The following is a 21,150-nucleotide window of genomic DNA, read 5'->3' as shown; positions in this document are numbered from 1 at the left end:
AGGACGTCACTGGCCATCAACACACGGTGGCAGGCAATGAAAAAGAGCGCGGAATCCGCGCTCTTTTTTTGTCTCCGGCGTTTATGGATCTGCCTACCAGCCTGAAACACCCTGGTCGTAGGAGCGGACCTGGCCGCGACGGCGGTTTACCGGTAAAGCCTTGTCGCGGCCAGGTCCGCTCCTACGAGGCGATGCGTTGCCGGACCTCAGCGCACCACGCGCAGCGGCGGCTTGCGCCCCTTGCCACCGCCTTTCCTGCCGCCGCTACCGCCAAACGGCGACTGCCCGCGCCAGTAACGGATCATCAACCAGCCGAACAGCATGCCGCCCAGATGTGCGAAGTGGGCCACGCCCGGCTGCCAGCCGGTTGCGCCCAGGAACAGCTCGATCGCACCGAACACGATCACGAAGGTGCGCGCCTTCATCGGGATCGGCGGAAACAGCAACATCACCCGCTGATTCGGAAACAGCATGCCGTAGGCCAGCAACAGGCCGAACACACCGCCCGAGGCCCCCACCACCGGCGCCCCGCTCTGGGTGAACCAGGCCATCAGCAACTGGCACACGCCGGCACCGGCCACGCACACCAGGTAGTAGGTCAGAAAGCGCTTCTGGCCCCAGGTCTGCTCCAGTGCCGCGCCGAACATGAAAAGTGCCAGCATGTTGAAGAACAGATGGTTGAAGCCGCCATGCAGGAATGCATAGGTCAGCAACTGCCACGGCATGAAGCTGGCGCCGGGCGAGAACGCATCGAAGCCGTTGGAGATCGGCCACAGCATCAGCGACGACAGCGCCGCATCGGAGGGCAGCACGCCGGCGCCCAGGTCGCCCAGTGCCCATTGCAGCAGGAACAAGCCAATATTGGCGATCAACAACGCTTTGGTGACGGGCGGCAGTTGGGGCATGACGGCATCCTTCGGAATGCCAACCATCATAACGTCAGGCTTATGAAGGTCCCCACACGGCGGCATCCAGCCGCTGCGCGGCACTGGCGCGGCGCACCCGGCCCTGCTCGACCGCCACGCCTTCGGCACGCAGCCGCCGACACTGCTCGCGGTAGCCGGACGAACCGTCCGGCAATGCGATCCGGCCATCGCTGCGCAGCACCCGGTGCCAGGGCAGGTGCGGATCGTCATTGCCGCTGAGCACGCGGGCCACCAGCCGCGCCCGCCCGGGCAGGCCGGCGCGCAGAGCCACCTCGCCATAGCCTGCGACCTGGCCGGAAGGAATTGCGCGAATCGCGGCCAGAATGCGCAGTCGCGCCTGTTCGCTAGAGAGCGCCGCGCCGTGGGAGCCGGCGCGCGCAGGTGGGCCGGCAGGGGGAAGCGTCACTGGTTTGCGGGGCTTGGACATCGCGCAAGGATGCCAGCGATGAGGCATGACCGGCTGTGGACGGCAGATCGGCAGTTGATTGACGCGCCGATTGTGCCGGACCCTCACCCCAACCCCTCTCCCGAGGGGAGAGGGGCTTTGATCTGTTCGCTCGCAGGGCCCTGGCCTGCGTCAAGCACACTTACGTCGGGTGCAGAACTAGCTTTCGGTGTTACGCGGGGCTGCCACACGTTGTGAAACGCAGGGGCCGACGTCAGTACCGGATCAGGCAACGGACTGATGCCCTCGTTGGTCCGGCCACAACAGCCGCATCGATGCACAGTGCATCAGTGCATCAGTGCATCAGTGCATCAACACGATCTCTTCCGACGAAGTGGGATGGATTGCCACGGTCTCGTCGAAGTCGCGCTTGGTCGCGCCCATCTTTACGGCCACCGCGAACCCCTGCAGCATTTCGTCGGCGCTTTCGCCCAGCAGGTGCACGCCGACCACGCGCTCTTCTTCGCCCACGCAGACCAGCTTGAACAGGCTGCGCTGCGGCGCGTCGGCCAGCGCATGCAACATCGGACGGAAGTTGCTGCGGTAGATGCGTACCGCGCTGCCGTGCCGCGCACGCGCCTGCTCCTCGGTCAGCCCGACCTGCCCGAGCGGCGGATGCGAGAACACCACGCTCGGCACGCCTTCGTAGTCCATGCGTGCATCCGGCTGCCTGCCGAACAGGCGGTCCATCAACTTGCGACCGGCCGCGATCGCTACCGGCGTCAGCCCGACCTTGCCGCCGACATCGCCGATGGCATGGATGTTCGGCACGCTGGTGGTCTGCCCTTCGTCCACCACCACCTCGCCCTTGTCGCCCAGGCGCACGCCGACCGCTTCCAGACCCAGCCCCGCTGTGTTGGCGCGTCGGCCGGTGGCGAAAAACACTTGGTCGAAGACGTCGTTGCCCTGCTCGCTGGGGTGCGCGGGATGGCCGTGCACGCGCAGCTTGCCGTGTGCATCGCGTTCCAGGCCGGTGGTGGAAAAACCGAAATGCAGGCGCACGCCCAGGTGCCGCAGGTTGTCCGCCAGTTGCAGGGTCAGCTCGGCATCGAAGCGCTCCAGCAATCGATCGCCCTGTACGAACAGATGCACACGGCTGCCCAGCGCCTGCAGCAGGCCGGCGATCTCCACCGCGATATAGCCGCCGCCGACAATCGCCACCTGCTCTGGCGCATGACAGAGATTGAAGAAATCGTCGGACACCTCACCGTGCTCGGCACCGTCGATGTCCGGCCGCAGCGGATGCGCACCGGTGGCGATCACGATGTGCTCGGCAGTGACGGGCACGCCATCGCCGCCCATGATGGTATGCCGATCCTGCAGCACGCCGCGCTGCGGAATCATCACCACGCCATCTTCGTTGAGCCGACGCCGATAACTGGCGTGGATGTTGTTGATGTAGCCCTGCCGGTGCGTGACCAGTTCCTGCCAGGCCAATGTCGGTCGCGACACATCGAAACCCAGCGCCCCGGCCAGCTCGATCTTGCCGGCCAGATCGGCCGCCAGCCACATCGCCTTCTTCGGCACGCAGCCGAGATTGACGCAGGTGCCACCTAATTCGTTCGGCTCCATCACTGCCACGCGTGCACCGTGCCTGGCCGCGCGAAACGCAGCGGCCAATCCACCGGAGCCGCCGCCCAGGATCACCAAATCGTAATCGTATCGGGCACTCACGCGAATCGCTCCGCCCGGTAAGGATGCGGGTCCAGCGCAGGTGCGCGGCCCGTGATCAGGTCGGCCATCAGTTGTCCGCTTGCAGTGCTCATGCTGATGCCGAGCATGCCATGCCCGGCTGCGAGCCAGACGTGAGGACGCCCCGGCACCGGCCCCAGCACCGGCACGTCGTCCCAGGTCATCGGCCGCCATCCATACCAGCGCTCGATCACGGCCGGGCCAGCCGGCGCATGCAGATAATCGGCCGCTGCGCGCTCCAGCGCCGCCAGGCGCGTGGGGTTGAGGCGGGTATCGCGTCCGGAGAATTCCATCGTGCTGCCGATACGCAGACGATCGCGCCACGGCACCACGAACACCCAACGGTCCTTCAGCACCACCGGGCGGCGCGGCATCAATGCCGGGGCGGTATAGGTGATCGAATAGCCCTTGCCGGCCTGCACCGGCAAGCGCAACCCCAGCTGCGCCGCCAGCACCGGCGACCACGGGCCGGTTGCGATCACCACCTCACGCGCCTGCCATCGCCCGCGCTCGGTGTGCACGCACGCGCCGCGTGCGTCCGGCACCACCGCATCGACGCGGCACTGCGCCTGGATCACCGCACCGCGCGCACGCAGCACCCTTGCCAGTTCTGCGGTGTAGCGCTCCGGACGCAGATGCGCATCGCCGGGGAAATGGATCGCACCGGCAATGCCTGCGCGAAATGCCGGGTCCTGGCGCAGATAGTCGGCGCCCTCGATGATCTCGGCCTGGATGCCCCACTGTGCAAGCACGCCGCACTCGTGGCGATACTGCGCAAAGCGGCGCGCGTCGCCGAACACGTAGTCCAGCCCATCGCTGCGAAATTCGCAGTCCAGTGCATAGCGCTCGACCCAGTCGTCGAAGCGGTGTCGCGCATCGCCCAGCAACGCCGCGCGCGCCTGCGCGCTGGCCTGCCAGTGACGCGTATTGCAGCGCTGCGCAAACCGCAGCAACCAGCGCCACAGCGCCGGATCCAGGCGTGGCCGGATATACAGCGGCGCGTCCGGCGTCAGCATCCACTTCAGCGCCTGCGCGATCATGCCCGGCGCTGCCAGCGGCGGCGCATGGCTCGGCGTGATGGTGCCGCAGTTGCCGTACGAAGTTGCCGCACCCACCGCACCGGCATCGAGCACGTGCACCTGCCGCCCCGCCTCGACCAGGGCCAGCGCGGTCGCCAGGCCGATGGCGCCGGCCCCGACCACCACCACATCGACAGGCGCGCCGCTCATGTGCGCACTACCTCACGCGCGCACTGCTGCGACGCATCGGCGGCACGCGCAGATAGGTCACGCTGCGCCATAGCCATTCCACCGGCCCGAAGCGGAACCAGCGCAGCCACAGCTGGCTCAGCACCACCTGCAGCGCAAACAGCACCAGCGCGAACGGCAGTTGCCATACGCGCGGCAGCTGTTCGAAGTAGCCAAGCCCGTAACCGTAGAAGATCCACGTGCACACCAACGACTGCATCAGGTAGTTGGTCAGCGCCATGCGTCCGGCGGGCGCCAGCCATGCCAGGCGCGGCGCCAGGCGTACCACCCACGCCGCATAGCCCAGGCTCATCAGCGGGCCGGCAATCAGCGCCAGCGCGAAGGCACCCGACAGGCGCAGATCCAGGCGCGCCGGATCGATCCACGGCTCCAGCGCGTAACTCACCCCCATCACGCCCAGCCCGAGCGGCAGCGCGCCGTAGCGCAAGCCCCGGAACAGGCGCGGAAAGCGCTCGGGCGCGGCGATTGCACCACTGCGCACGAACCAGCTGCCCAGCAGGAACATGCCAAGCATCGCCGGGCCGTTGATGCTCAGCCCGTTCAGTGCCTGCTGCAGGTCATGCCAGCGCTGCAGCGTGGCCTGCGCATAGTTGCCGCCACCGAAGGCGGCGCGCTGCGCCTGCACGTTGGCTGCCGCCTGTTGCGCTGCGTCGGCCACTGCGGCCTTCCATTCCACTGCAGATGCCGGGTCGAGCTGCGTCAACGTGCCCGCGACGCCGTACAGCAACATCAACCCGGGCGCGCAGCAGTAGACCAGCACGGCAAACCACGGCAGCGTCACCGTCGGCACCGCGCGCGTGGCCAGCAGCAGCAAGGCGAGCAAGGCGTAGGTCACCAGAATATCGCCGGACCACAGCAGCAGCGCATGCGCCAGCCCGATCGCCAGCAGCGTACCGGTGCGACGCAGATAAGGGCCGACCAACCCGCGCCCTGCCTGCGCGGCGCGCTGCGCCATCACCGCAAACCCCATGCCGAACAGCAGCGAGAACAGCGTGTAGAACTTGCCCTGCACGAACAGGTACACCAGCGCATCGGCAACCCGGTCGGCACCATGCCAATGCGGCTCCACGCCGGTGATCGCCAGATCGAGCGGACCGACGAAGGCTTCGATATTCATCAGCAGGATGCCCAGCAGCGCGAAACCGCGCAGCACATCCAGCACCACCATGCGCTCGCTGGTTGCAACGGGCAGCAGAAGATCGCGCGGGCTCATCGCGACCCGGACAGCACGGCGCGGCGATCGCGGCGCGCACCATGCAAGCAGCCCGCCGAGATGGCGGGCCGCAGAAACACATCCAGCGAACGCTGGCCGGGCGAACACGACCGGCGCGGGCGAATCGGCATCACCACGCGGGGCATGCCGATGTTGCCGATTGCCCGCATCGGCCCGCCCGCTTCACAGACCGTATAACGGCTGCGCTCAGTGGTGATGGCCGCCTTCGCCATGCACATGCCCGTGGTCGCGCTCTTCCTGGGTGGCTTCACGCACTTCGATGATCTCCACGTCGAAGTGCAGGTCCTTGCCCGCCATCGGGTGATTGAGATCGACGTCGACCACGCTCATGCCGACCTTCTGCACCGTCACCGCGCGCGGGCCGAAGTTGGTCTGCAGCACCACCTGGGTGCCCGGTACCAGCTTGGTGGCGCCGAAGTGCTTCTTGGGCACGCGCTGGCTCAGGCCTTCGCGGTATTCGCCATACGCTTCGGTGGCCTTGACGTCCACGCCGAAGCTCTCGCCGGCCTCCTTGTCCATCATGGCCGCTTCCAGGCCCGGAATGATGTTGCCGTGGCCGATCATGATCGCCAACGGGTCACGCTCCTTGGAGCTCTCGATCGGCTCCTGGCCGAGCTCGGAAACGGTGTAGTGGAAGCGGACGACGCTGTCTTTTTCGATCTTCATGCCTGGCTCTGGATAGGCTGCCCGGTGGCAGACGGTGGAGGACGGCTTGTCGGCCGCCGGGTGCGCCGCCATCATGGCGACCTTTCGAACCGCCCATTATCCCGGCTCCATGCATATCACGCCAGTTTTCGCCGCCCGCGCCCGCCGCGTGGTGGCCAGTTCGTTGCTGGGCCTGCTCGTGCTGCTGGGCGGTTGCGCACAGGCGCCGGTCCGCCGACCGGCCGCCACCAAGCCGCCGGCACCGCGGGTCTGGCCGCAGGTGCCGCCGTCGAACCCGGCCGCCGCCAACAACATCCTGATGCGTGCGCTGGGCCTGGTCGGCACGCCGTACCGCTTTGGCGGCAATACGCCGGAAACCGGCTTCGACTGCAGCGGGCTGGTCACCTATGTCTACAAGGACGTGCTGGCGCTGGCGCTGCCACGCACCTCGCGTGAACTGGCCGCGGTGCAGGGACCCCGCATCCCGCAGGAGAAACTGACCACCGGCGATCTGGTATTTTTCGGCTCCAGCGGCAACGTGACCCACGTCGGCATTTATGTCGGTGAAGGCCGCTTCGTGCACGCCCCCACCACCGGCGGTACCGTCCGCTTGGATTTCCTGGATGGCGCCTACTGGCGTGACCATTATTCAGGCTCAAAGCGGGTTTTGCCCTGATATGTGACGCGTATCACATTTCATAAAACGGAAATTTAACCTTTTTTGAACGTAACGATTCTTTCACCAAGGCATCATCCCGCATCGACAGCAGAATTGTGATTCCCGCGTGACGAACGACGAACAGATCATCACTGGCGCCGCACCGCTTCCGCCCCGGAAACCGCTCCGCCTGCTATGCGCCACCGCTCTTTGGCTCGCAGCCCTTCCCGCCCTGGCACAGACCGCCAACGGCACCGCATCCGCTCCGCAGACGGCCCCGCCGGACAGCACCGTCGCCGCCGAGAAAGCCGCAACCCGCAGCCGCGCCGACGCCGCTGCCACCGCAACACTGGCCGCCCTGCTTCCGCACCTGGCGGCCAACGACGCCATTCCGCTGATGGACCGTTCGGCGATGTTCGCCGGTGACCTCAGCCGCCTGCTGGCCAATTACGACGTGTCCCAGAGTGCGGCCAACGCCGCGCAGAACGCCGTGGCCGACAGCCGTGTCCAGGTGATCCTGCAACGCGCCATGGCCCTGCTCGGCACACCGTACGTCTGGGGCGGCGAGTCCACCGAAGGGTTCGACTGCAGCGGCCTGGTCGGCTATGTGTTCAAGACCGCCCTGGGCATCGACCTGCCGCGCGTCTCGCGCGACATCGCACGCGACGAGTCCGCAGAATTGATCAAGGACCCCAACGCGCTCAAGGCCGGCGATCTGGTGTTCTTCGGCAGGCGCGGCCGCATCGACCATGTGGGTCTGGTGGTCGGCGATGGCAAGTTCCTGCATGCGCCCAGCCGCGGCAAGGACGTGCGGGTGGATTCGCTGGCCAGCGGCTATTGGAGCGAGAAGTTCATCCAGGCACGCCGGGTGCTCTGACCCACTGGTGGACACTGCGTCGATTGCATGACAGAGGCCGCGGCGATCCCGCGGCCTTTTTGCTGGGTCGTCGTCGTGCGTGGGCGTCCCGCAGGCCCCATGACCGCTGCATGACAGCGGGTGGCATCCATCGCCGGGCCAAGTGGCAGGCAGCGAGCGTCGGGCTACCTGTCGCACCTCGCGCATGGCGGGACCAACGGCGCAGCGCAGCGCGCGCCGCAGGTTACCGCGAGGTGTCGGCCTGGTAATGCGCCATGGTGTCCTCGATGCCCTTGCTCAGCTCCATTACCTTGAGCGCGTATTCGGCCAGGCGCTGGTCTTCCGGCGTACCCGGCTGCCAGGACGGCACTGCCACCGGGGTGATGCCGTCCGGGTCCATCGCCACGAACACGATGATGCAATGCGTGCATAGCCGCGAGTCGCCACCCATCGGGCTGCGTGCCCGCACGTCGATGGCGAAGTGCATGCTGGTGCGGCCGGTGTAGACCAGCTTGGCCGATACCGCGACCAGATCGCCGATCCGCACCGGCGCCACGAAGCGAATGCCGCCCACCGCCACGGTGACGCAGTAGTGCCCGCTCCAGCCACTGGCCACGGCAAAGCCGACCTGGTCGATCCACTTCATCACCACGCCGCCATGCACCTTGCCGCCGAAATTGACGTCACTGGGCTCGGCCAGAAAACGAAATGTCAGATCACGCTGTTGGCCAATCACCGCCCGCCCTCGTCAATGGATGAGCTGGCAGTGTGCCATGCGGGTGGGACGCGGGTGCGCACGACCCAAACACCCAATGCATGGTCCGGCAGCGCGGTTGCTTCACCCAGGACGTAGCGCGTCCAGGTTGTCCTGTTTGCGCAGACACAACCAGGGAAAATGCGGCTGCCGCAACTTGAGCATCCGCCGCAGGCGCGCGCCCGGGCGTCGCGGGTCGAACAGGCGCTGCACCGCAAAGCGGTCGAAGCTGGCGTAGGTGTGCTGGTGGTAGTGCGCGGCCAGCGCCGGAACACCCAGCTCGGTGAAGTAGCGCAGGCTGCGCGCCGCGCTTGCATCGGCGGCGTGCGCATCCGCATACAGCGGGCTGTCGAGGATATGCAGCTCGCCGCCGTCGCGCAGTTGGGCGAGCAGGCGGATGACCAATGCCGCGGGGTCGGCGAAATACTGGATGCAGGCCGGGATCACGATGACGTCGAAGAGATCGCGCGGCAGGGCCAGGGTCTGGATGTCGGCGGCGATGAAACTCAGGTGCTGGTCGTGGCCGAACGCGCGCGCGGCCTGGGTCAGCTCGGTGCGGTTGACGTCGATGCCGCAGACGTCGCGCTGCAGCGACTGCGCCAGCAGCTGCGACAGCCAGCCGTTGCCGCAGCCCAGTTCGGCAATGGCGCCCTCGCCTGCCTGCGCGCGCAGGTGCCGGACCAGCAAGGCGCTGGACAGCGCACGCACCTGCCATTCCAGGCTCGCCCCGAGCTTGCCGCCGGGGCGCGGCAGGCTGCGTACCTGTGCATCGGTGTAGAGCCGGCCTTCCTTGCGCCGAACCTCCAGATACTGCTGCTCGAACGGGTCGTCGGCCAACGACCGCTGCACGAACACGCCGTCGACGCTCTCCAGCTCAGGCAACTGCTGCAGGCGATCGCGCAGCGTGGGAGACCCGATGCGCATCGCTGGCGCTCAGCGCTGCGTCGGAGCGCGATCGGCCAGTGGATCTTCCAGCCCCACGTTGGTCGATGCCGACTCATAGACTGCCTTGTCGAGCAGGCCGGTCTCCTTGGCCACCAGCACCGGCACCAGCATCTGCCCGGTCACGTTGGTCATGGTGCGCATCATGTCGAGGATGCGGTCGATGGCGTACAGGTAGCCGATCACTTCCAGCGGCAGGTTGGCCGCACTCAGCACCACCGTGGCCATGATCACCGCGGTGCCGGGCACGCCGGCCGTGCCGAAGCTGCCGAGCACCGAGGCAATCAACACCACGAAGTACTGGTTTGCGGTCAGCGGCACGCCGGTGTACTGCGCAATGAACACCGCGCACAGGGCCGGAAAGATCGCGCCACAGCCATCCATCTTGATGCTGGCGCCCAGCGGCACCGCGAATGCAGCATAGTCCTTGCTGACACCCAGGTTATGCGTGATCGAGCGCATCGCCACCGGCATCGCGGCAAAGCTCGACGAACTGACGAACGCCACCTGCATGCCCGGTGCGGCACCGCGGAAGAACTTCCACGGATTCAGCCCATGCAGCAACAACAGGCTGCTGTAGACCACCACGATATGGATCGCGCAGGCCACATACAGCGCCAGCACGAAATTGCCGAACGGCAGCAGTTTTTCGAAGCCATAGCTGCCGACCAGGCTGGCGATCAGCCCGAAGGTGCCCAGCGGGGTCATCTCCAGCACGAAGCGGGTGACCTGGATCATGATGTCGCTCAATTGCGCGGTGAGCTTGCGCGCCTCGGCCACGCGCTCGCCGAGCTTGACCATCGCAAAGCCCAGCAGCGCAGCGAAGAAGATCACCGGCAGGATCGATCCGCGCCCCGCCGCCAGCACCGTTTCGCCGGCCGCATTGGTCTTGGTGCCGATGCCGGTCAGCGCAAAGAACGGATTGGATGGCACCACATCCAGCAGCACCTTGATCGGGCTGGGGACATCGCGCGGTTTCCAGGCCGAATCCACGCTCAGGCTGAAATGGCCGGCGCCGGGCTGCATCAGCGTGCCCACCGCCAGGCCCACGCCCACCGCCAACGCCGCGGTGATGACGAACCACAGGAAGGTGCGCCCGCCGAGCGCGGCGACGGATTTTTGCCCGTGCAACGAGGAGATCGCATTGATCACCGCGAAGAACACCAGCGGGATCGCGATCATCTTGATCAGGGTGACATACAGGTCACCGAGCGGGCCGAACCACACATCGGCCGCCGGGCCCATGGCCCAGCCGGCCAGCGCGCCGAGCACGAAGCCGGCCACCACGCGTTGCCAGAACGGAATGCGCAACCAGGCCGAGACCAATGTCATGCGTCGAGTCATCCGGGGGGAGAGTGCATGCACCATAGCCCAGGCCCGCGCCGCCCGCGAGGCCACGACTGGAACAGCGGCGTGTCATCTGTGTGACACCAGGCATGCCGGCATAATAGGCGCCGATTCAGCCACGAGTTCGATGCCGATGCGTTACCGCCTGCCTGCCCTCGCCGCCCTGACCACCGTGTGTGTCGCCGCTTGCGCCTCCAGCGCCGGCACCAGCGCATCCGCGCCTGCCGCCGTGCGCGTGGAGGTGCCGCAGGTGGCGCATCCGGCCGGCGAGACGCCGCAATGGTGGTACCGCTCGGGCGCGGCGCGCGCGGCCGGCAATGGCGCGATGGCCGGGCGCGCGCGCAACGTGATCCTGTTCCTGGGCGACGGCATGAGCCTGACCACGGTGGCGGCAGCGCGCATCCTGGATGGCCAGCGCAAGGGCGGGCCGGGCGAGGAGAACCTGCTGTCGTGGGAGCAATTCCCGGCCACCGCCTTCAGCAAGACCTACAACACCGATTCGCAGACGCCGGATTCGGCCGGCACCATGACCGCGATCACCACCGGGGTGAAAACGCACATGGGCGCGATCGGCGTCAGCAGCGGCAACCGCAGCGACTGCGCCGACAGCCTGGGCAAGGGTCTGCTCAGCTGGCTGCAGCTGGCCGACAGCGCCGGCATGGCCACCGGCATCGTCACCACCACCCGCCTCACCCACGCCACCCCGGCGGCGACCTATGCGCATTCGCCGGACCGCAACTGGGAAAACGATACCGACCTGCCCGAGTCCGCCCGCACCGCCGGCTGCCAGGACATCGCCCAGCAGTTGCTTTCCAGCGCGCGCTTCGGGCGTGGCCCGCAGGTGGTGCTGGGTGGCGGACGCAGCCAGTTCCAGACCGTGCAGGAACGCGATCCGGAGTACGACGACAAGGTCGGCCTGCGCCTGGACGGCCGCGACCTGGTCGCCGAATGGAAACAGGCGCACCCGCAGGGCGCCTATGTCTGGAACGAGCAACAGTTGCAGGCGGCCTCCGGCGCGCCCGCGCTGCTGGGCCTGTTCGAGCCGGATCACATGCAGTTCGACCACGACCGCAATCGCACCGCGCAGGGCGAGCCCAGCCTGACCGAGATGACCCGCACCGCGATCCAGTCGCTGTCGCGCGACCCGAACGGCTTCGTGCTGATGGTCGAAGGCGGCCGTATCGATCACGCCAACCACGCCGGCAATGCCTACCGCGCGCTCGATGAGACCGTGTCGCTGTCCGATGCGGTGCGCGCCGCCGTGCAGACCGCGCCGCCGGACACGCTGATCATCGTCACCGCCGACCATTCGCATACGCTCAACTTCGTCGGCTACCCGGTGCGCGGCAACCCGATCCTGGGCAAGGTGCGCGGCACCGGCGGCGAAGAAGGCGACCGCACCCAACTGGCCACCGACCTGGCCGGCCAGCCCTACACCACGCTGAGCTACGCCAACGGCCCCGGCTACACCGGCGCCAGCAACGCGCAGCCGGCCGGCGCCAAGAAGTACCCGCATGAACCCAGCAGCAGCGAGCCGGCCGCCGGCCGCCCGGACCTGACCCACGTCGACACCGAGGCGCCCAGCTACATGCAGGAATCGCTGGTGCCGACCAAGTCCGAAAGCCATGGCGGCGAAGACGTCGGCATCTGGGCCACCGGCCCGGGCAGCGCGGCCTTCCGCGGCACGCTGGAGGAGAACGTGATCTACCACGTCATCGTCCAGGCCACCCCGCGCCTGCGCGAGCGCCTGTGCAAGGCCGGCACCTGCGACAGCGCCGGCGTGCCGGTGACGTTGCCGCAGTCGGCCACGTTCGAGACCGCGGCCAAGCGCTGATGCGCCGGCTGCGCGCAGCGCGGGCGGCAGCGGCGAGTCAGTCGTCGCCGCTCGCACCCGGATGCAGCGTCGCAGCAAGCCACCTGCATCGATGACCGGATTGCTGCCACCGGCACCGCCGCCCGGCCCGGTCCTGGTCGCCTACAGCGGCGGCATGGATTCGAGCGTGCTGCTGCATCTGCTGGCAACAACGTCGCGTTATCGCCAGATGGGGGTGCGTGCGGTGCATGTGCATCATGGCCTGCACGCCGATGCCGATGCCTGGACCGCGCACTGCCAGCGCCAGTGCGATGCCCTGCAGGTCCCCCTGCAGATCGCACGCGTGCAGGTCGCGCGCGACAGCGGCCTGGGCCTGGAAGCGGCGGCACGCCAGGCACGCCACGCTGCGTTTGCCGAGGCACTGGCGCCCGGCGAATGGCTGGCCCTGGCGCATCATCGCGACGATCAGGCCGAAACCTTCCTGCTGCGCGCATTGCGCGCCTCGGGCCCGGACGGTTTGGCCGCGATGCGCGCCCAGCGTCCATTCGCGGCCGGCATGCTGTGGCGTCCCTTGCTAGAGCACGCGCGCGCCGCGGTGCTGGCCTATGCGCAGGCACAGGGCCTGCAATGGATCGAAGACCCCAGCAATGCCGATGCCCGCCACGACCGCAACTTCCTGCGCACCCAGCTGATGCCCGTGCTGCAGCAACGTTGGCCGCAAGCTGCCGAGGCACTGGCGCGCAGCGCGCGCTTGAGCGCCGATGCCAGCGACCTGCTGCTGCAGGAGGACAGCGCGCAACTGCCCGGCCTGCTGACCACCACCGGCGCGCTGGATCTGCGGATCCTGCGTGCACAGCCGGCCGCACGTCGGCCGCGGCTGCTGCGCGCCTGGGTGGCTGCAGCGCAGGCGCCACCGCTGCCTGCGCACGGCGTGGCCGTACTGGAGCAGGAGATCGACGACGACGCGCCGGATCGGCAAGCCTGCTTTGCCTGGCAACAGGTGCAGGTGCGGCGCTGGCGCCAGTGCCTGTACCTGCTGCATCCGCATGCCGCCTGGCCGGCGTCATGGCAGGCATGCTGGGATGGCGCAAGCCCGCTGCCACTGCCGGATGGCGCCTGCCTGCGGTTGCATGGCGCCGCCGGCCTGCGCTTCGCGCAACCGCTGCTGGTGCGCGCACGCCAGGGTGGCGAACGCATCGTGCTGCCGCAGCGCGCGCATTCGCATCGGCTCAAGCACCTGCTGCAGGTGCTGGATCTACCGCCCTGGCAACGCGCGCGCCTGCCGATCCTGTGGGCCGACGGCCAGGTGCTGGCAGCCGGCGACCGCATCCTCTCGGCGGCATTGAGCCACTGGCTGCAGGCCAACGGCGCGTCCTTGCACTGGCGCGACCACGCCAATGCGAATTGACCCGCCTGCCTGCGCGCCGCACACTTTGGCGATGGTCAAAAAATCCTTGAATGAAACCTCCCCGGTCGCCCGCTTCGAACAGTCGCTGGAAGAACTCGAGCAATTGGTGCAGAAGATGGAAGTCGGCGACCAGAGCCTGGAGCAATCGCTCACGGCCTACGAGCGCGGCATCGGGCTGTACCGCGACTGCCAGCAGGCACTGGAACAGGCCGAACTGCGCGTGCGCTTGCTGACCGACCCCGCGCGCCCCGATCTGGCCGAAGCCTTCGAACCGCCATCGCAGGACGGCGGCTGAGTGAGTTCGGCGTTGTTTGACCACTGGATCGGCCGCACCGAACGCCGGCTGGAAGCCTGCCTGCCCACCCCGGCGCTGGCGCCGCAACGACTGCACGCGGCGATGCGGCACGCGGTGCTCGGCGGCGGCAAGCGCATGCGCCCGTTGCTGGTGTATGCAACCGGCGCGCTGTTCGGCGCCGACGAGGACAGCCTGGACACGCCCGCCGTGGCGGTGGAACTGATCCACGCCTACTCGCTGGTGCACGACGACTTGCCGGCAATGGACGACGACGCCTTGCGCCGCGGCCAACCCACCGTGCATATCGCCTTCGACGAAGCCACTGCGATCCTGGCCGGCGATGCGTTGCAGACGCGTGCGTTCGAACTGCTGGCTGCGGCCCCGGTCAGTGCGGAACTGCGGGTCGGCTGGCTGCAGAGTCTGGCCACCGCCGCGGGCGCTGCCGGCATGTGCGGCGGCCAGGCGCTGGATATCGATGCCACCGGCCAGCTGCAATCGTTGCGCGACCTCGAGCGCATGCACGCACTCAAGACCGGCGCGCTGATCCGCGCGGCCGTGCGCATGGGCGCGCTCACCGGTGCTGCCACAGCCGACGATCAGCAGCGCCTGGATGCGTTTGCCGACGCGCTGGGGCTGGCGTTCCAGGTCCGCGACGACATCCTGGACGTGGAATCGAGCTCGGCGCAACTGGGCAAGACCGCCGGCAAGGACGCCGCGCAAGCCAAATCCACCTATCCCGCCCTGCTCGGGATGGACGGCGCCAAGGCCAAGCTGGCCGAACTGGCCACCCGCATGCACGACATCCTGCAACCCTACGGCGCGCCCGGCGACACGCTGGCGACGCTGGGCCGGTTTGCGGTGGACCGCGCGCACTAGAGCAACCGGTGGCCTGGCCACCCTCCCCGGCACGCCGGGTGGACGTGCACCGCCCCCGTCCCACCTCACTACCTGCGCCGATCAAGCGGTCACACCGCTCCTTGCGCACACCGTGCGCCAGCGCACGGTGCGTTTTTGTCGCGCACCGCCTCGCAGGCAATGTGCTGCGTCACAGAACGTAAATTCTCTTTCCATACCTTTTCACACGCGCATTTTCAGAAACTGGCCGAAAAGTGTGGATGGCCACGCAATTTTCAGGTGAATTGTCGCCATCGGTGTCCGCTTTTGTCGTTTCATGATCACCAGTAGGCCAAAAACAGCATCAATCGGTTCTCTTGTTGCGTCTGCTCGCTCTGCCTAGGTTGACTTGCCCGCGTCCGCGGACATCCCCCGACCACATGGAGAGTCACTGGTGAAGAACGTTTTTCTCGCATCGTTTGCAGCAGGTACGTTGGCCGTTGTTGGCGTGCTCGGTTCGGCGCAGGCACAGTCCGTGCGCGGACCGGTCCCATTGACCATCGAACTGGCGCCGGTCGCCGATCAGGCCGGGCGACACCAGGGCAAGATCGCAGTGACCGTCACCAATAACGGCAGCCAGATCGCCCGCGTACCGACCTACCAGCTGCCGCTGCAATCGCTGGACAACGGCATCCTGGAAGTGAGCCGCGATGGCGCGCCGGTGACCTATACCGGACGCCTGGTCAAGCGCGGCCTGCCCAAGGCGGCCGACTTCACCATCCTCAAGCCGGGCCAGACCGTGCAGGGCGTGGTCGACCTGGCTGCCGCCTACGACCTGTCCACCAGCGGCAACTACACCATCCGGGTCAGCTCGCCGCTGCAGTACGCCTCGCTGGCCGATGGCAGCCTGCTGAAGACCGCCGATGGCAAGACCGCGGTGGCCGGCAGCGCGCCATTGACGGTGTGGCTGGACGGCGTCAACCGCGGTGTACAGCGCCGGATGGCGATCGGTCCCACCGCCGTGGTCAACGGCGTCAATTACCTGAACTGCAGCACCACCCGCACCAGCCAGGCCGGCAGCGCGGTCACGGCGGCCCGCGCCTACTCGCAGAACGCGCGCAACTACCTCAATGCCGGTAGCACCGGCGCGCGCTACACCACCTGGTTCGGCGCCTACAACGCCTCGCGCTACAGCCGGGTTAGCTCGAACTTCGTCAACATCGACAACGCGCTGGACCAGAACAACGGCCAGATCACCATCAACTGCGATTGCACCGACAGCGCCTACGCGTACGTCTACGCCAATGCGCCGTACGAGATCTACGTCTGCAACGCGTTCTGGAGCGCGCCGACCCAAGGCACCGACTCCAAGGCCGGTACGCTGGTGCACGAGATGAGCCACTTCACCGCGGTGGCCGGCACCCAGGACCGCGTGTATGGCCAGTCCGGTGCGCGCAACCTGGCGATCAGCAACCCGGCCCAGGCGATCACCAATGCCGACAGCCACGAGTACTTCGCCGAGAACACCCCGGCGCAGAACTGATCGCGGCATCGCCTGAAACGACACAGGCCCGGCATCGCTGCCGGGCCTGTGGCGTTGCCATTGCGCCGGATTACTTGATCAGGCGCAGCGTGAACGGATAACGGTAATGCTCGCCGTTGTTGGCCTTGACCGCGGCCAGGATGCAGAACACCAGATTGGCGATCCACACCAGCGTCGGCACGAAGAACAGGATGCCGAACGACACGATGGTCAGGATCACCGCAGCCACATAGGCAATGATCACGGTGATCTGGAAATTCAATGCTTCCTTGGCCTGGTCGGTGGCGAACGGCTTGGACGGGCTGGCGTCCTTGCTGACCAGCCAGATCACCAGTGCGCCGATGAAGGACGTCAGGATGCCGAGCAGATGCGCGGCCAGCGCCAAAGTGCGCTCCTCCGACGGCGTGCTGCTGCCGATCGGCGGCGGCGGCGGTGCGGCGTGCGACTCGAATTCGCTCATCATGTCTCCCCATGCATGGTTGTGGTGCGGCGGACTATAGCAACGATTCAGCCAGCCACCAGTGCGGGAAGACATGGTCTCTGCGGCGCATGCCGGCTGCCGCCAGGCACGGCGGCAAAACGCGCGCGCGCCGGGTGAGGGGCGCAGCAGCCTGGTCAGACGCGCTCAGCTGTCGCCTGCCACCGTCATGCGGTTGAGCAACACCGAACCGATCTTGACGTGCGAGCGCGGATCGACGTCGTTGCCGACCGCTTCGATGCCGGCGAACATCTCGCGCAGATTACCGGCGATGGTCAGCCCGTCGACGGGATAGGCGATCGCGCCGTTCTCGATCCAGAAGCCACCGGCGCCGCGCGAATAGTCGCCGGTCACCGGATTGACCCCGTTGCCCATCAGCTCGGTGACCAGCAGGCCGCGCGACATGCCGGCGATCATCGACGCCAGATCGCCGGCATTGGCGGTGACCTGCAGGTTGTGCACGCCGCCGGCGTTGGCGGTGGTCTGCAGGCCCAGCTTGCGCGCCGAGTAGCTGCCCAGCACATAGCGCTGCAGCACGCCGTCGCTGATCAATGCCGAACGCCGCGTCGCCACGCCTTCGCCGTCGAAGGCGGCCGAGCGCAGGCCGCGCCGCAGGTGCGGCAGCTCTTCGATATTGAACCAGTCCGGGAACAGCTTGCTGCCGACACTGTCGAGCAGGAAGCTGGCGCGGCGATACAGCGCGCCGCCGGAGACCGCGCCGAGCAGATGCCCGACCAGCGAGCGCGCCACTTCCGGCGCAAACAGCACCGGCAGCTGGCCGGTCGGCAGCGAGCGTGGCTGCAGCCGCGCCAGGGTGCGTTCGGCGGCGTGGCGGCCGATCGCTTCCGGCGCCTCCAGGTCTTCGCGCGCCAGCGCGCTGCTGTACCAGCCATCGCGCTGCATGCCGTCGCCCTGGCCGGCGATCAAGGCGCAGCTGATCGAATGATGGGTGCCGCGCTCGCGGCCGATGAAGCCATGCGAGTTGGCGTAGACCGACAGGCTCAGCCCGGTGCTGGCCGAGGCGCCATCGGAGTTGCTGATCCGCGCATCGGCATCACGCCCGGCGCTCTCGCAGGCCAGCGCCAGGTCCACCGCGGTGTCGGCGTCCAGCGCCCAGGGATGCCAGCTGTCCAGCTCGGGGAAGTCGCGCGCCATCAGCTCCGGGTCGGCCAGGCCGGCGGCGACATCGTCTTCGGTGTAGCGGGCGATCGCGCAGGCCTGCGCGACGGTCGATTCCAGGCTGGAATCCTGCAGATCGGCAGTGCTGGCGCTGCCCTTGCGCTTGCCGAAGTACACGGTGACCGCGATGCCGCGGTCGCGGGTGGATTCCACCGTCTCCACATCGCCCAGGCGCACATTGACGTCCAGGCCGCGCTCTTCGCTGCAGCTCACTTCGGCCTGGGTGGCGCCGGCCGCACGCGCGCGCTCGAGCAGGCGCTGGGCGATGTCGGTGAGCGCGTCCAGGCGCTGCAGGCTGTCGTCGTGGACAGGTGTTTCGGAGGAGAGTGCGTTCAATGCTTTATCCTAGTCTCATGGTGCGAGTGACCTGATTGCGGGTCCTTCCGCAAGAGCCCGGCGATCCATGGCCGGGCTTGTCTGATGATGAATAACTTCTTGTTCTGGATGGATTGCAATGCGCGGACGCGATGAAGAGACCGGTGAATTTCGCGGCGCCAGCCGTAGCCAGCAGCGGCGCGAGGCGCTGGAAATTTTCGACCTGGGCGAAAAGCTGGTGGCGCTGACCCCGGCGCAGCTGGCCAAGTTGCCGGTGCCCGAATCGCTGATCCCACATATCGAAGAGAGCAAGCGCATCACCTCGCATATCGCGCACAAGCGACAGCTGGCGTTTCTGGCCAAGCACATGCGCCGCGAGGACGACGAAACGCTGGCCGCGATCCGCGATGCGCTGGATGCCAACAGCGACACGGCGCGCCGCGAAGTGGCCGCGATCCACCGCGTCGAGCGCTGGCGCGAACGCCTGCTCGCCGAAGGCGACGTGGCGCTGGCCGAACTGCTGGAAGCCTACCCGGCGGCCGACCGCCAGCAACTGCGTCAGCTGGTGCGCAACGCCATCCACGAGCGCGCCAAGAACAAGCCGCCGCGTGCCTACCGCGAGCTGTTCCAGGTACTGCGCGAGTTGTCTCAGGCGCAGGGATTGGAGAGTGGGGATTCGGGATTGGAAGACGATCAGGATCTGGAAGACGACGAATAGGACCTGGCGGCCGCATTCGCGCAACTGCTCAACGAGCGCCTCCGCCGCAGCCAACCGCGGCAGCATGCTTCCAACATCGGCAACCTGGGTCGGCGACACCTGCGCGCCGAAGACGCTGCGCGCCTCTACCGCTGCGCTTCCCGATGCTCTTATCCCGATTCGCGGCATCAAGACCGACGCGGCGCAAGGCTCAAAAACGCGATATCCCGCTCCTGCCGTTGCGATTCCCGAATCCCGATTCCCAAATCCCCGCATCTCAGGCCTGCGTTCCGCCAACGGTGATGCCGTCGATCAATAGCGACGGCTGGCCGACGCCGACCGGCACGCTCTGCCCGTCCTTGCCGCACACGCCCACGCCTTCGTCCAGCGCCAGGTCATTGCCGATCATGCGCACCTTCTGCATGGTCTCCGGTCCGTTGCCGATCAGCGTGGCGCCCTTCACCGGCGCGGTGACCTTGCCGTCTTCGATCAGGTAGGCCTCGGTGGCCGAGAACACGTACTTGCCGCTGGTGATGTCGACCTGGCCGCCACCGAAGTTGACCGCGTAGATGCCCTTTTTCACCGAGCGGATCATCTCCTGCGGATCGTGCTCGCCGGCGCGCATGTAGGTGTTGGTCATGCGTGGCATGGTCAGGTGCGCGAACGATTCGCGCCGGCCGTTGCCGGTCGGCGCCACGCCCATCAGGCGCGCGTTGTGGGTGTCCTGCATGTAGCCGACCAGCACACCGTCCTCGATCAGCGTGGTGCACTGGGTGGACGTACCTTCGTCGTCGATATTGAGCGAGCCGCGCCGGCCGTCCAGGGTGCCGTCATCGACGATGGTCACGCCCGGCGAAGCCACGCGCTCGCCGATGCGGCCGGCGTAGACGCTGGTGCCCTTGCGATTGAAGTCGCCTTCCAGGCCATGCCCCACCGCCTCGTGCAGCAGCACGCCGGGCCAGCCCGGGCCGAGCACCACCGGCATCACGCCGGCCGGCGCGGGAATAGCCTCCAGGTTGACCAGCGCCTGACGCAGCGCTTCGCGGGCGAAGCCTTCCGGACGGCCGTCGGCGAACAGGTCGGCATAGCCGTAACGGCCGCCGCCGCCTGAGTAGCCGGACTCGCGGCGTCCGCCCTGTTCAACGATCACCTGCACGTTCAAGCGCACCAGCGGGCGCACGTCGGCAGCCAGCACGCCGTCGCTGCGCGCGATCAGCACCGTGTCCACACCGCCGGACAGGCTCACCATCACCTGCTTGACGCGCGGGTCAGCCGCGCGCACGTACTGGTCGATACGCCGCAACAACTCGACCTTGGTCGCGCTGTCCATGTCGTCGATCGGGTCGGTGGCCGGGTACAGCGCGCGGCCATTGCCACGCACCAGTGAGCGGGTGGATTGCGCACCGCCCTCGCGCGAGATCGCGCGTGCCGATTGCGCCGCCTCCAGCAGGGCGTCGCGCTGGATATCGTCGGAATAGGCGAAGCCGGTCTTCTCCCCGGCAATCGCGCGCACGCCCACGCCTTGTTCGATGGAATGCGCACCGTCCTTGACGATGCCGTCCTCCACGCTCCAGCTCTCGCGTCGCGAATGCTGGAAGTACAGGTCGCCGAAGTCGATGCCCGGGCCCAGCAGGGCGCCGAAGGTGCGGTCGAGATGGCCGGTGTCCAGGCCGGAAGGAAGCAGCAGCCGGGTTTCGGCCAGAGTGAGAGCGTTATCGGTCATGCAGTCAGGATGGGGCCCGCGCGCCGGGGAGACAAGTCGTCCGGCTGAACATGCCGCGCGGCTATCATCGCGGGCCCATCGCCACGCCGACGCCCGCG

At 67.5% G+C, this 21,150-nt stretch carries 21 protein-coding genes; 8 read left to right on the top strand and 13 right to left on the bottom strand.

Translation table 11 applies throughout. The features are described 5' to 3' along the window. Positions 1–206 precede the first annotated feature (206 nt). From EO139_RS13120 to EO139_RS13090, 7 genes are all read right to left on the bottom strand, one after another. Positions 207–905: a rhomboid family intramembrane serine protease gene (locus EO139_RS13120; protein ID WP_026064941.1), complete on the bottom strand. Its 699-nt coding sequence runs from the start codon at positions 903–905 to the stop codon at positions 207–209. A gap of 40 nt (positions 906–945) precedes the next feature. Continuing rightward, positions 946–1,353 carry an MGMT family protein gene (locus tag EO139_RS13115; protein ID WP_119131279.1) on the bottom strand — a complete coding sequence of 136 codons (408 nt, stop codon included), beginning with the start codon at positions 1,351–1,353 and terminating at the stop codon, positions 946–948. 321 nt (positions 1,354–1,674) lie between these two features. Next, entirely contained in the window at positions 1,675–3,045 is a 1,371-nt protein-coding gene (gene gorA / locus EO139_RS13110; RefSeq protein ID WP_126970989.1) for a glutathione-disulfide reductase, read from the bottom strand. After that, positions 3,042–4,292, bottom strand: coding sequence for an FAD-dependent oxidoreductase (locus tag EO139_RS13105; protein ID WP_104648040.1), 1,251 nt, complete (start codon positions 4,290–4,292; stop codon positions 3,042–3,044). Before EO139_RS13105 ends, gorA begins: the two co-directional genes overlap by 4 nt. Positions 4,293–4,299: 7 nt before the next feature. Further along, positions 4,300–5,544: a DUF418 domain-containing protein gene (locus EO139_RS13100; protein ID WP_126970987.1), complete on the bottom strand. Its 1,245-nt coding sequence runs from the start codon at positions 5,542–5,544 to the stop codon at positions 4,300–4,302. Further along, entirely contained in the window at positions 5,541–5,777 is a 237-nt protein-coding gene (locus tag EO139_RS13095; RefSeq protein WP_126970985.1) for a hypothetical protein, read from the bottom strand. Before EO139_RS13095 ends, EO139_RS13100 begins: the two co-directional genes overlap by 4 nt. Beyond that, complete coding sequence (locus EO139_RS13090) at positions 5,752–6,231, bottom strand: peptidylprolyl isomerase (protein WP_115677565.1); 480 nt, start codon at positions 6,229–6,231, stop codon at positions 5,752–5,754. Before EO139_RS13090 ends, EO139_RS13095 begins: the two co-directional genes overlap by 26 nt. 73 nt (positions 6,232–6,304) lie before the next feature. Between EO139_RS13090 and EO139_RS13085 the strand changes: the two genes are divergently transcribed. Continuing rightward, positions 6,305–6,886 (top strand): C40 family peptidase, encoded by a 582-nt coding sequence (locus tag EO139_RS13085; protein ID WP_104582207.1) that lies wholly within the window; start codon positions 6,305–6,307, stop codon positions 6,884–6,886. 109 nt (positions 6,887–6,995) lie between these two features. Further along, the gene (locus EO139_RS13080; RefSeq protein WP_104581923.1) at positions 6,996–7,745 is read left to right on the top strand and encodes a C40 family peptidase; all 750 of its coding nucleotides are present in this window, start codon (positions 6,996–6,998) and stop codon (positions 7,743–7,745) included. 223 nt (positions 7,746–7,968) lie between these two features. On the opposite strand, the gene EO139_RS13075 is transcribed toward EO139_RS13080, so the two are convergent. The 3 genes from EO139_RS13075 to EO139_RS13065 all read right to left on the bottom strand — a co-directional run bounded on the left by EO139_RS13075 (position 7,969) and on the right by EO139_RS13065 (position 10,752). Further along, positions 7,969–8,460 (bottom strand): acyl-CoA thioesterase, encoded by a 492-nt coding sequence (locus tag EO139_RS13075; protein ID WP_104581922.1) that lies wholly within the window; start codon positions 8,458–8,460, stop codon positions 7,969–7,971. A 102-nt stretch (positions 8,461–8,562) separates the two neighbouring features. Further along, entirely contained in the window at positions 8,563–9,402 is an 840-nt protein-coding gene (locus EO139_RS13070; RefSeq protein WP_104581921.1) for a class I SAM-dependent methyltransferase, read from the bottom strand. 9 nt (positions 9,403–9,411) lie between these two features. Continuing rightward, complete coding sequence (locus tag EO139_RS13065; RefSeq protein ID WP_104581920.1) at positions 9,412–10,752, bottom strand: dicarboxylate/amino acid:cation symporter; 1,341 nt, start codon at positions 10,750–10,752, stop codon at positions 9,412–9,414. Positions 10,753–10,894: 142 nt separating this feature from the next. On the opposite strand from EO139_RS13065, the gene EO139_RS13060 reads away from it, so the two are divergent. From EO139_RS13060 to EO139_RS13040, 5 genes are all read left to right on the top strand, one after another. After that, a complete protein-coding gene (locus tag EO139_RS13060; protein ID WP_104581919.1) occupies positions 10,895–12,601 on the top strand; it encodes an alkaline phosphatase in 1,707 nt (568 codons plus the stop codon). 91 nt (positions 12,602–12,692) lie between these two features. After that, on the top strand, positions 12,693–13,988 hold the full coding sequence (gene tilS, locus EO139_RS13055; RefSeq protein WP_104581918.1) for a tRNA lysidine(34) synthetase TilS: 1,296 nt from the start codon (positions 12,693–12,695) through the stop codon (positions 13,986–13,988). A 31-nt stretch (positions 13,989–14,019) separates the two neighbouring features. Next, complete coding sequence (locus EO139_RS13050) at positions 14,020–14,283, top strand: exodeoxyribonuclease VII small subunit (protein ID WP_104581917.1); 264 nt, start codon at positions 14,020–14,022, stop codon at positions 14,281–14,283. After that, positions 14,284–15,159, top strand: coding sequence for a polyprenyl synthetase family protein (locus EO139_RS13045; protein ID WP_115677570.1), 876 nt, complete (start codon positions 14,284–14,286; stop codon positions 15,157–15,159). It begins immediately after the preceding gene. A 412-nt stretch (positions 15,160–15,571) separates the two neighbouring features. Continuing rightward, positions 15,572–16,660, top strand: a complete 1,089-nt coding sequence (locus EO139_RS13040) for a M35 family metallo-endopeptidase (protein WP_104648046.1) — start codon at positions 15,572–15,574, stop codon at positions 16,658–16,660. Between the two features lie 70 nt (positions 16,661–16,730). Here the strand turns inward: EO139_RS13040 and EO139_RS13035 are convergent, their stop codons facing one another. Both EO139_RS13035 and pmbA read right to left on the bottom strand, forming a co-directional pair. Further along, positions 16,731–17,195, bottom strand: a complete 465-nt coding sequence (locus tag EO139_RS13035) for a DUF4870 domain-containing protein (protein WP_164739140.1) — start codon at positions 17,193–17,195, stop codon at positions 16,731–16,733. 90 nt (positions 17,196–17,285) lie between these two features. Next, entirely contained in the window at positions 17,286–18,653 is a 1,368-nt protein-coding gene (gene pmbA / locus EO139_RS13030) for a metalloprotease PmbA (protein ID WP_126970982.1), read from the bottom strand. A gap of 118 nt (positions 18,654–18,771) precedes the next feature. Here pmbA and yjgA point away from each other — a divergent pair, with 118 nt between their 5' ends. Further along, positions 18,772–19,350, top strand: a complete 579-nt coding sequence (yjgA, locus tag EO139_RS13025; protein WP_126943877.1) for a ribosome biogenesis factor YjgA — start codon at positions 18,772–18,774, stop codon at positions 19,348–19,350. A 256-nt stretch (positions 19,351–19,606) separates the two neighbouring features. Here the strand turns inward: yjgA and tldD are convergent, their stop codons facing one another. Then, entirely contained in the window at positions 19,607–21,052 is a 1,446-nt protein-coding gene (gene tldD, locus EO139_RS13020) for a metalloprotease TldD (protein WP_119128498.1), read from the bottom strand. Positions 21,053–21,150: the final 98 nt, after the last annotated feature.

It is taken from the genome of Xanthomonas sp. BRIP62411, assembly GCF_003993525.1.
Taxonomy (GTDB): Bacteria; Pseudomonadota; Gammaproteobacteria; order Xanthomonadales; family Xanthomonadaceae; genus Xanthomonas; species Xanthomonas euroxanthea.
Note: the sequence above shows the minus strand (reverse complement) of the source record. Positions and strands in the feature narration are given on the sequence as shown.